Source organism: Thermoanaerobaculia bacterium (genome assembly GCA_035260525.1).
Classification (GTDB): domain Bacteria; phylum Acidobacteriota; class Thermoanaerobaculia; order UBA5066; family DATFVB01; genus DATFVB01.
This window is the reverse complement of the sequence record DATFVB010000330.1, coordinates 1-11,315: the sequence shown is the minus strand read 5'-3', so window position 1 is coordinate 11,315 and position 11,315 is coordinate 1. Positions and strand designations below refer to the sequence as shown.

Genomic DNA, 11,315 nt, shown 5'->3' with positions numbered 1-11,315 from the left:
TAGCCGCCGGCCGGCCCGCCGAATCCGTCTTCCCGCACGTCTGGCCGCGCCTCACCATCGATCCAACCGAGAACCTTCCGCCCTCGTCAGCCAGGTTTCGAGGGCGCGGCGATACGCGCGGTTATACGGGTCCGTCGGGCCGGCCGCCGGCACGACGGACGCTCTCTGCTTCCGGGGGAGTGCAGTCCGCACGATAGAATCCCGCGCGTGAGCTCCGCCGAAAAGGGAAGACGGTCGCCGAAGAGGTTTCTGCTCGTCTTCGCCGGCCTGCTGCTGCTCTTCTACGCCGTGATCGCGATCCACCCGGTGAACGACCACGTCGTGGTGCCCTTCACGGCCGGCGTGGCGCGCGTCTCGGCGCGGATCCTGGGCGCGATGGGCGAACCGGTCTCCGTGGCCGGGACGGTGATCTCCTCGCGGGCGTTTTCGGTGAACATCGAGAACGGGTGCAACGGACTGGAGACCGCCCTCCTGCTCGCGGCCGCCGTCCTCGCGTTCCCCGCGTCCTGGCGCCAGCGCGCGGCGGGATTCTTCGGGGGCTTCGCCGCAATCGAGCTCCTGAACCTCGTCCGGGTCGTGTCGCTCTTCTGGATCGGCGCGCACCGGCCCGCGTGGTTCGGCTCGGCGCACGCGCTCGTCTGGCAGTCGATCGTCGTGCTCGCGGGGGTCGGGCTCTTCGTCGTCTGGGCTTCGTTTGTCGCGCGCCGGCCGGTTCGTCCCGCCGCTCGTTAAGGGGGCTGCCGGCTTCCTCGCCGGCGCCGCGCTCTGGGCGGGGCTCGCGGAGCCCTACCAGCGCACGCTCGCCCCGGTCGCCCAGGCCGCGATCCGCCTCTTCGAGTCGCCCGCCGTCACCCGGCTGCGCGCCGAGCAGCGCGAGGTGATCGTCGACCGCGAGGACTTCCCGGAGAGCTCGGCGCGGCCGGGCGTCCCGGCCGACGACCTCGACTTCAACGTCGCGATCCTCACCGCGCTCTTCGCGGCGATCCCCCGGCCGCTCTCCGACCGGGCCCTGCGCCGGTTCGCGGCGGCGGCCGCGATCCTGTGGGCGACGCACGTCGTCGCGCTCGTGTTCGCGGTCGAATCGCTGTACGCGCTCTCGCTCGGTCCGTGGAGCGCCGCGCACTACGGCGCGCCGGCCCGGAATTTCTGGGCGACCGGCAGCCATTTCTACCGGATCGCGGGAATCTTCGCGGTTCCCTTCGCGCTCTGGTGGGCTCTCGCGGCGGGTTCCTCGCCGGGCGCCTCCGCGGCATCGCGCCGGATGCAACACCGTCGGCGCTGATCATCTACAATCCGGGGAATGGCCTCGGATTTCGTCCATCTCCATCTGCACTCCCAGTATTCCCTGCTCGACGGCGCCAACCGCATCTCGGAGCTCTGCGGTACGGTCGCAAAGCTCGGTCAGGGGGCCGTCGCGGTGACGGACCACGGCAACATGTTCGGCGCCTACGCGTTCTGGCAGGAGGCCGACAGGACGGCGATCAAGCCGATTTTCGGCGTCGAAGCGTACATCGCGCCCGGCGACCGGAGGGACCGGGAGACCCGGGCCGCGAGCGAGTCGGGGGAAGGCTTCACGTATCACCTGACGCTGCTCGCCCGCAACCAGGCCGGATACAAGAATCTCGTCAAGCTCGTCTCGGAGGCGTATCTCACCGGCTTCTATCACCGGCCGCGCATGGACAAGGAGCTGCTGCGCGAGCACGCCGAAGGCTTGATCGCCCTCTCCGGCTGCCTGAAGGGAGAGGTCGCGGGGGCGCTGTCGCGCGGGAATTTTTCCGCGGCGAAGCGGTCGCTCGAAGAGCTCGGGGAGATCTTCGGGAAGGAGAACGTCTACGTCGAGCTGATGGACCACGGGCTTCCCGACCAGACGAAGATCCTTCCCGAGCTCCTCCGCCTCGCCAAGGAGACGGGCTTTCCGCCCGTCGCGACCAACGACAGTCATTACCTGACGCGCAACGATGCCTTCGCCCACGAGGTCCTCCTCTGCATCGGGATGGGGAAGACGCTCGAAGACGAGCGGCGGATGCGCTTCTACAACGACGAGTTCTACGTCAAGGACGCCGACGAGATGAAGGAGCGGTTCGCCCCGTGGAGCCAGGAGGCCGTGACGAACTCCGCGGCGATCGCGGCGCGCTGCTCGGTTTCGCTCAAGACCGAGGGACCTTTCCTCCCGAACTTCCATCCGCCGCCCGGCCGGACGGCCGCCGAGTATTTTCGCGAGCTCGCGCGAGAAGGGCTCGAACGCCGCTTCGCCGAGATGAAGCCGCACTTCGCGTCGGGCGCGATCAAGCGCGCGCCGGAAGAATACGTCGCGCGGCTGGACTACGAGATGGACGTCATCGAGAAGATGGGCTTTCCCTCGTACTTCCTCATCGTCTCGGACTTCATCCGCCACGCGCGGGAGACCGGGGTCGCGGTGGGTCCCGGCCGCGGCAGCGCCGCCGGCTCGATCGTCTCGTGGGCGCTGCGCATCACGGCCATCGACCCGCTCCGCTACGACCTCCTGTTCGAACGGTTCCTGAACCCCGAGCGGAGGAACATGCCCGACATCGACATCGATTTCTGTCAGGCGCGCCGGGGCGAGATCATCGAGTACGTGACCGCGAAATACGGTCGCGAGAACGTCGCCCAGATCGTCACGTTCTCCCAGTTGAAGCCCAGGGCCGCGGTGCGCGACGTGGCGCGCGTGCTCGGCTTCCCGGTGTCGCTCGGCGACAGGATCTCGAAGGCGATTCCCGGCGGCCCCGACGTCACGTTCGAGTCCGCCCTGAAGGATTCCAACGACCTGAAGGCGCTCCTCAAGGCCGACGAAAGCGCGAAGAAGGTCGTCCAGATCGCCTCGCGGCTCGAAGGCCTCTCCCGGCACGCGGGGATGCACGCGGCGGGCGTGGTGATCGCGCCGCAGCCGATCACGGAGTTCGTTCCGCTCTACCGGACCAACGACGACCAGATCACGACGCAGTTCGACATGACCGTGATCGAGAAGATGGGTCTGCTCAAGATCGATTTCCTCGGCCTCATCACGCTCGACATCCTGCTCGAGGCCGTCGCGTCGATCCGGAGGAGCGAGGGGGTCGAGATCGACCTCGAGCATTTGCCGCTCAACGACGAGAAGACCTACGAGCTCTTCCGCGAAGGGAAGACCGGCTGCGTCTTCCAGTTCGACTCGTCCGGGATGCGCGACCTGCTGCGGCGGGCGCGGCCCGCGGGCTTCACGGACCTTGCGGCGCTGAATGCCCTCTACCGTCCCGGCGCTCTCGACGCGGGAACCGTCGAGGACTACGTGCGGCGCCGAAACGGCACCGCGAAGATCACGTACCCGCTCCCGGAGCTGAAGGACATCCTCGAAGACACGCTCGGCATCCTGGTCTACCAGGAACAGGTGATGCGGATCGCCCAGCGCGTGGCCGGCTACTCGCTCGCCGAGGCGGACGACCTGCGCAAGGCGATCGGGAAGAAGAAGAAGGAGATCATGCAGGCCCAGGCGGAGAAGTTCATCCGCCGCGCCGTCGAGGCCAAGACCCCGAAGAGGAAGGCGGAGGAGATCTGGTCGTTGATCGAGCCGTTCGCCCGCTACGGGTTCAACAAGTCGCACGCGGTCGCTTACGCGCTGCTCGCGTACCAGACCGCGTATCTGAAGGCCCACTGGCCGATCCACTTCATGGCCGCGTGCCTGACCTCGTCGATCGGGTCGACGGACGAGATCGTTCGGGTGATGGGGGAATGCGCGATCGCGGGCGTTCCCGTGCGGCCCCCCGACATCAACGAGTCGCGGCGCTCGTTCGCGGCGACCCGCGACGCGATCCGGTTCGGCCTCGCGGCGGTGCGCGGCGTCGGCGATTCCGCCGCGCACGCGATTCTCGAGGAGCGGGAGAAAGGGCCGTTTAGTTCGTACACCGATTTCCTGATGCGGGTGGATCCCAAACTCGTCAACCGCCGCGCCGTCGAGGCGCTCGTGCACGCGGGCGCGTTCGATTCTCTCGGCCGGAACCGGCGGTCGCTCGTTGAAGCCTACGAGGACGTCTCCGCGACGGCGGCGCGCCGCCGGCAGGATCGGGAAAACGGCCAGACGAACCTCTTCGGAGGCGGCGGCGAGAGTGAGCCGGCCGCCGACACGTTCGAGGATGCCTCCCCGTACCCGATGGAGGAGCTCCTGTCGCTCGAGAAGGAGTCGCTCGGCTTCTACGTCACCGGGCATCCCCTCGCCAAGTTCTCGGAGGAGGTCGAGCGGTTCGCCCAGGCGAAGGTCGAGCACCTCGCCGACTGGACCGACAGGGCGGTGAAGATCGCGGGAGTCATCACGGGCCTGAAGAAACAGAAGATCAAGAAAGGCGTCAACGCGGGGAAGTTCATGGCGAAATTCCTCCTCGAGGACACGACCGGGACGATCCCGGTGGCGGTCTTCTCCGCGCTCTTCGAGAAGTCGGGGCACCTGCTCGAGGACGACCGGCCGATCCTCCTCACGGCTCTCGTGCGCGAGGGAGGGGGGAGCGTCGAGCTCAACGCTCAGGAGATCGCGCCGCTGGCGGGGCTGAAGGACCGGCGGGCGCGCGCCCTCGAGATCCGGCTGGACCTCACGCTCGCCGACGAGAACGTCCTGTCGCGCGTCCACGAGAAGCTCCGAGCGCACCCCGGACCCGTCCCGGTCTCCCTGCGGCTCGTTCGCCCCGGGGAGTTCGAGGCGACCGTGAAGACGAACGGAACGCTCTCGGTCGCGCCGTCGGCGATCCTGACCGAGGAGATCCGGCTGCTCGCCGGAGAGCGCGCCGTCCGGTATGTCTACGACTGAGCGCTTCCGCGAGCTCGAGGCGTCGATCGGCCGCGAGGCGCAGCGGGAAGGAAAGGCCGCCTGGCTCGTGGGCGGGACGGTGCGCGACCGGCTTCGCCGCCGCGCGCCTCGCGACCTCGACGTCGCGGTCGAGGGGGACGCCGTCGCGTTCGCCCGGTCGTGGGCGAAGCGGCGGAAGGCCGGGGTCGACGCGTCGGGCGCGTTCGGCACCGCGTCCGTCCTCGTCCGAGCCGGGAAGCGGGCGATGCGCGTCGACTTCTCCTCGGCGCGCGGGGAGACCTACCGGCACCCGGGCGCTCTCCCCGACGTCTTTCCCGGCGGGATCGAGGCCGATCTCTCGCGCCGCGATTTCACCATCAACGCCATGGCGATCCCCTTGACCGGCCCATCGGCCGGCACGCTCCTGGACCCGCACGGCGGACGCGACGACCTCCGCCGCGGCCTCGTTCGGATGCTCCACGCGGGCTCGCCGCACGACGATCCGACCCGGGCGTACCGGGCGGTGCGCTTCGCGCTCCGGCTCGGGTTCCGGATCGCGCCGGAAACACGGCGATGGATCGCGGGGGCGCGGAATGCGGGCGCCTTCGCCGCGGTGAGCGGGGACCGGCTGCGGCGCGAGCTCTGTCTGCTTCTGGCCGAACAGCCGCCCGGCCGGGCCGCCGCCGCCCTCTCCCGCGAGGGGCTCGACCGCTCGATCGATCCCGATCTCGCGGTCACGCCCGCAGTCCGGGCCCGGCTCACGCGCCTGGGCAGGATCGCCGGCCGTGCGCCGGCCGCGGTGCGCTGCCGCGCGTCTCTCTTCGCCTGGGGCCTCGACCTGCCGGCGGACTCCCGCGGGAAGATCGCCGTGCGGCTCGGCCTCGCCGGCGGCCGAAAGGCGGAGCTCGTCCGGATTCCGGACGACCTCGCGGCGCTCCGCGCGCTCTTCGCGTCGCGCGCGCCCGACTCGGAAATCGCCGCGCTCGCGCGCTCCTGGTCGGAGGAGGAGACGCTCGCCGTCGAGAGCGCGCTGGCCCCCGGCGCGGCCGCCGCGCTCCGCCGCGCGAAGCGCCGCGCCGCCCGCGTGCGCCTCGCGATCGGGGGGGAGGACCTCAAGCGGTCGGGCCTGGCGGCCGGACCGGCGATCGGACGCGCGCTCGACCGGACCTGGCGCGCCCGCGTCGACGGCCGGATCCGACGGGCCGAGGAGCTCGAGTACGCGATTCGCGAGGGAGCGCGGTGAAATCGCCTCTCCTCCTCGCCGCGGCCGGAGTGATGCTCTGCGCCGCCGCCGTTCGCGCGGGGGCCCCGGGGGCGCCCGTCGTCGAGACTTCGGAGACGACGGACGCGAAGGAGCCCCCCCCGCCCGACCCGGCCGGCGGCGAGGCGGCGCCGACCTGGGTCGCGGAATGGATCAGCAAGACCGGAGACGCGATGCAGCGCGTGACGCTCTTCGCCGACGGCGTGCTCGTCCGGAAATCCGTCGCCGACGGAAAAACCGAGATGAAGAAGCGCAAGCTCGCGGCCGCCGAGCTCGACTCTTACGTCGCGATCTTCCGCGCGCCCGAGGCGGACATCGCCGCCGGGACGTTCGACAGCGGCATGAGCGGCGAGCGGCTCGCGCATTCGGTGATCTCCGTCATGCGCGCGGACGGACGGCCGTGGAAGATCGAATTCGACTCGTTCTCCGCGGTCACGCCGGAGGCGCAGAGGATCCGGGGGGCGATGGAGGACCTGCGCGACTCGTTCGGGAAGATCACCGCGTCCTCGGGCGACTTCGCGCCGGAGAAGCTCGCCCCGGGCCGCATCCTCAAGCGGCGGGACGGGGTGGAGTTCCGGATCGTTCGCTACGACGAGCGGGCGAGGGTCGTCGAGCTCAAGGGGCTCGACGAGCCGTATTCGCAGTTCTACAAGCTCGAGGACCTGGCGGCGAGCTTCTATCCGCCGTGAACGGGACGCTGCGCGTGGTCGGCGGCTCGTGGCGGAATCGGCGCCTCGCCGTCGCGCCCGGGTCCCGGCCCACCTCCGAGCGGGCCCGCGAGGCACTCTTCGACATCCTCGGGGAATGGATCCGCGGCCGCCGCGTCCTCGAGCTCTTCGCGGGATCCGGCGCCGTCGCGCTCGAGGCGCTGTCGCGGGGCGCGGCTTCGGCGGCGGCGGTCGACCGGGATCCGCGCGCCGCCTCGGCCAACGCGGGCGCCCTCGGCGCGGCGCTCGAGGTGATCGGCGCCGACGCCGCGGCGGCCGTGCGTCGGCTCGCGTCGTCGGGACGGGCGTTCGATCTCGTATTCGTCGATCCTCCGTACGGGGAGGAGACGGTGTCCGCCGCAGGGGTCGCTTCGCTCGTCGGGTCGGAGGGGCGGATGATCTGGCAGAGCGACGCGGGCGAGGAGCCGGCGGCGCCGCCCGGATGGAGGGTGGCGCGCGTCGCCCGATACGGGCGGAACGTCTTCACGTTCCTGGAGCGCGAATGACCGCGCACGTTCCTGGAGCGCGAATGACCGCGCACGTTCCTGGAGCGCGAATGACCGCGCACGTTCCTGGAGCGCGAATCACCGCGCACGTTCCTGGAGCGCGAATCACCGCGCACGTTCGTCGAGCCCGAACGATGGGCGCGTTCCGGCAGCGGGAATGACGGCGCGCGCGCTCTTCTGGGTCCACGACCCCGAAGCCCCGTCGTTCCGGCACCGGCTCGCCGCGCACGTTCCCGCTCTCGAGCGCGCAGGAATCGCCTGCGAAGTCGAGACGTTTCCTCGCCGGCGCTATCTCCTGCGGATCCTCGAGCGCGCGCCGCGGCTGGCGGATTTCGACCTTCTCGTCATCGCAAAATTCAAGCTCGAGACGGGAGAGCGAGCGGCGGTGCGGCGGCGGGCGCGGAGGATCGTCTACGACTTCGACGACGCGATCTACTTCGGCAAGCCCGAGCGGCCGGGAGAGGAGCCGGATCGTTCCCCGCGCCGCGTCCGGAAATTCCGCGCGACGTGCGCCATCGCCGATCTGGTGACGGCCGGGAACCGGACGCTCGCCGATGCCGCCCGCCCCTTTGCGCGGCGGGTCGAGGTCGTCCCGACCGGAATCGATCTGGCCGGCTATCCGGACGGCGCGCCCGGCTCTCCGGGCGGCGCTCGGATCGCCTGGATCGGGCTGCCCGGCAATCTGCCGTATCTCTCGATCGTCGAGGCGGCGCTCGCGCGCGTGGCCGCCCGGCGACCCGCTCTCCGCCTCACGGTCGTCTCGCAGCGTCCTCCGGCGAGCTTCGCGGCGCCGGTCGAGTTCGTCCCGTGGTCGAAGGAGACGGAGGCCCCCGCGCTCGCTTCCTGCGACGTCGGGATCATGCCGCTCGAGGAGGACGACTGGACGCGCGGAAAGGGCGGTTTCAAGCTCCTGCAGTACATGGCGGCCGGGCTTCCCACGATCGCTTCTCCGGTCGGGGTCAACCGCGAGATCACGCTCGACGGCGAGACGGGATTTCTCGCCTCCTCTCCGGAGGAATGGGAGCGAGCGATCGAACGCCTGCTCGGCGACGCCGCCTTGCGGCGGCGGATGGGGCTCGCCGGCCGCCGCCGCGTCGAGGAGAATTACGCGATGCCGATCGTGGCGAAGACGCTCGTGAACCTCTATCGGGATCTCCTCGAGAGGACGCCGGGATGAGCGAGGCGACGATCCTCGTGGCCGAGGACGCCGCCCGGACGCTGCGGCGATATCTCCCGCGGCCGTAAGGCGCGCCGGGCCGGTTTGCAATCGGGTTTCCGTCCTGATACTTTTTTTCGCTCACCCTTCGACAGGGCGAAAGGAGCATCCATGCCGCGGGACGGAAAGCATTTCTTCACCTCGGAGTCGGTGACGGAGGGGCATCCGGACAAGATCGCCGACCAGATCTCCGACGCGATCCTCGACGCGATCCTCTCGCAGGATCCGATGGGGCGCGTCGCCTGCGAAACCCTGGTCACGACGGGCATGGCGTTCGTCGCCGGCGAGATCACGACCGACTGTTACGTGCACTTCCCGGACGTCGTCCGCCAGACGATCCGCGACGTCGGCTACACGCGCGCGAAGTACGGCTTCGACTATCAGACCTGCGCCGTGATCTCGTCGATCGACCGCCAGTCCCCCGACATCGCGCAGGGCGTCGACACCGGCGGCGCCGGCGACCAGGGACTGATGTTCGGCTACGCGTGCGACGAGACGAAGGAGCTGATGCCGACGCCGATCACGCTCGCCCACGCGCTCACGATGCGCCTCTCGGAAGCGCGGCGAAAGGAGGAGCTCGACTTCCTTCGCCCGGACGGCAAGTCCCAGGTGACGGTCGAGTACGACGGGTCGCGCCCCGTGCGCTGCGAGGCGATCGTCGTCTCGACGCAGCACGCCGAGGCGATCAAGCACGCGGAGCTCAAGGAGCAGATCATCGAGGGCGTCGTCAGGCCCGCGATCCCGGCGGCGATGATCGACCGCAACACCAAGTTCCACATCAACCCGACGGGCCGGTTCGTCGTCGGCGGTCCCCAGGGGGATTGCGGACTGACCGGCCGGAAGATCATCGTCGACACGTACGGCGGCGTGGGCTCGCACGGCGGCGGCGCGTTCTCCGGGAAGGACCCGACGAAGGTCGACCGCTCCGCTTCTTACATGGCGCGCTACATCGCCAAGAACATCGTGGCGTCGGGCGCCGCGTCCCGCTGCGAGGTGCAGCTCGCCTACGCGATCGGAGTCGCCGATCCGGTCTCGATCCTGATCGACACGAAGGGGAGCGGAAAGGTCGGGGAGGACCGGCTCGAGGCCGCCGTCCGCGAAATCTTCCCCCTGACGCCGAAGGGGATCATCGAGGCGCTCGACCTGCGCCGCCCGATCTACAAGAAGACGGCGGCCTACGGCCATTTCGGCCGGCCGCTGCCGGAGTTCCATTGGGAGAGGACCGACCGGGCCGCCGCGATCGCCTCCGCGATCGGCGGGACCGTGCCGAAGGCCGTGTCGGCCTGAGTCGGGAGTACTCGCCGGCGTCGGCGCGGCGGGGACGGGGTTTCTTTCCCATTCGCCCGGGGGAGCGGCGCGCGCCGCGCCCGCGCGCCGGGAGAGACCGGCACAACGGCGGCTCCTTCGCACGCCGCGGGCGCCGGACGGGTTATATTCGCGGCGCGTGGACGTCCTCGAAACGAAGCTCGACACGGGCTCGGAGCCTTTCCGGGCGCGCGCGGAAGCGATGCGCGCGCTGCTGTCGGAGCTCGACGCCCGCAGCGCGCGGGCGCGGCTCGGCGGCGACGAGAGGGCCCGCGATCATCACGTCGCGCAGGGGAAGATGCTCGTCCGCGACCGCGTCGACGCGCTCCTCGACCCCGGGGCGCCCTTTCTCGAGCTCTCGACGCTCGCGGGCGAGGGGATGTACGACGGCCAGGCGCCGTCGGGCGGGATCGTCACCGGCATCGGCGAGGTCTCGGGCCGCGAGGTGATGATCGTCGCCAACGATGCGACGGTCAAAGGGGGCACGTACTTTCCGATCACCGTCAAGAAGCACCTGCGCGCGCAGGAGATCGCCGAGCAGAACCGGCTCCCGTGCGTGTACCTGGTCGACTCGGGGGGAGCGTACCTGCCGCTGCAGGCCGACGTCTTCCCCGACCGCGACCATTTCGGGCGGATCTTCTACAACCAGGCGCGGATGTCGGCCAAGCGCATCCCGCAGATCGCCGCCGTGATGGGGTCCTGCACGGCGGGCGGCGCCTACGTTCCCGCGATGTCGGACGAGGCGGTCATCGTCCGCAACGAGGGCACGATCTTCCTGGGCGGACCGCCCCTCGTGAAGGCCGCCACGGGAGAGGAAGTCTCGGCCGAGGAGCTCGGGGGCGCCGACGTCCACACGCGGCTCTCGGGCGTGGCGGATCACCTCGCCGAGGACGACGCGCACGCTCTCGAGATCGTGCGCTCGATCGTCGCCAACCTCCATGCCGCGCGCCCCGCGATCGTCGATCGGACCGCCGCCGAGGATCCGCGGTATCCCGGCGAGGAGCTCTACGGCGTGATGCCCCGCGACGGGCGCAAGCCCTACGACGTCCGCGAGGTCGTCGCGCGGATCGCCGACGGATCGAAATTCCACGAGTTCAAGGCGCGCTACGGGACGACGCTCGTGACCGGCTTCGCGCGGGTCCGCGGCTACCTCGTCGGAATCGTCGCCAACAACGGGATCCTCTTCTCCGAATCGGCGCTCAAGGGGACGCATTTCGTCGAGATGTGCGCCCGGCGCAACGTGCCGCTCCTCTTCCTGCAGAACGTGACCGGATTCATGGTCGGAAAGGAGTACGAGCGCGGCGGCATCGCGAAGGACGGCGCCAAGATGGTGCACGCCGTCGCCAACGCGCGGGTTCCGAAGCTCACGGTGATCATCGGCGGGTCGTTCGGCGCGGGAAACTACGCCATGTGCGGGAGGGCCTACGAGCCGCGCTTCCTCTGGACCTGGCCGAACGCGCGGATCTCGGTGATGGGCGGCGAGCAGGCCGCGAAGGTGCTCTCGACGGTCAAGCAGGAGCAGCGGCGCCGCCGGGGCGAGCCGGAGATGGCG

9 protein-coding genes are annotated in these 11,315 nt (G+C 70.2%); all 9 read left to right on the top strand.

Features of this window, described 5'->3' with window-relative positions; translation table 11 throughout:
• Positions 1-207: 207 nt before the first annotated feature.
• On the top strand, positions 208-732 hold the full coding sequence (gene xrtH / locus VKH46_15735) for an exosortase H (protein ID HKB72290.1): 525 nt from the start codon (positions 208-210) through the stop codon (positions 730-732).
• Positions 695-1,282 carry a hypothetical protein gene (locus VKH46_15730; protein HKB72289.1) on the top strand — a complete coding sequence of 196 codons (588 nt, stop codon included), beginning with the start codon at positions 695-697 and terminating at the stop codon, positions 1,280-1,282. Before xrtH ends, VKH46_15730 begins: the two co-directional genes overlap by 38 nt.
• Before the next feature lie 18 nt (positions 1,283-1,300).
• Positions 1,301-4,789, top strand: a complete 3,489-nt coding sequence (gene dnaE / locus VKH46_15725; GenBank protein HKB72288.1) for a DNA polymerase III subunit alpha — start codon at positions 1,301-1,303, stop codon at positions 4,787-4,789.
• A complete protein-coding gene (locus tag VKH46_15720) occupies positions 4,776-6,011 on the top strand; it encodes a hypothetical protein (GenBank protein ID HKB72287.1) in 1,236 nt (411 codons plus the stop codon). The genes dnaE and VKH46_15720 overlap by 14 nt, the downstream gene beginning before the upstream one ends.
• Positions 6,008-6,718 carry a hypothetical protein gene (locus tag VKH46_15715; protein HKB72286.1) on the top strand — a complete coding sequence of 237 codons (711 nt, stop codon included), beginning with the start codon at positions 6,008-6,010 and terminating at the stop codon, positions 6,716-6,718. Before VKH46_15720 ends, VKH46_15715 begins: the two co-directional genes overlap by 4 nt.
• Positions 6,715-7,242: an RsmD family RNA methyltransferase gene (locus VKH46_15710; protein HKB72285.1), complete on the top strand. Its 528-nt coding sequence runs from the start codon at positions 6,715-6,717 to the stop codon at positions 7,240-7,242. Before VKH46_15715 ends, VKH46_15710 begins: the two co-directional genes overlap by 4 nt.
• A 157-nt stretch (positions 7,243-7,399) precedes the next feature.
• Positions 7,400-8,419: a glycosyltransferase family 4 protein gene (locus tag VKH46_15705; GenBank protein HKB72284.1), complete on the top strand. Its 1,020-nt coding sequence runs from the start codon at positions 7,400-7,402 to the stop codon at positions 8,417-8,419.
• A gap of 150 nt (positions 8,420-8,569) precedes the next feature.
• The gene (gene metK / locus VKH46_15700) at positions 8,570-9,745 is read left to right on the top strand and encodes a methionine adenosyltransferase (GenBank protein HKB72283.1); all 1,176 of its coding nucleotides are present in this window, start codon (positions 8,570-8,572) and stop codon (positions 9,743-9,745) included.
• A gap of 157 nt (positions 9,746-9,902) precedes the next feature.
• The coding region (locus tag VKH46_15695; GenBank protein HKB72282.1) for a carboxyl transferase domain-containing protein at positions 9,903-11,315 on the top strand (1,413 nt) is incomplete at its 3' end.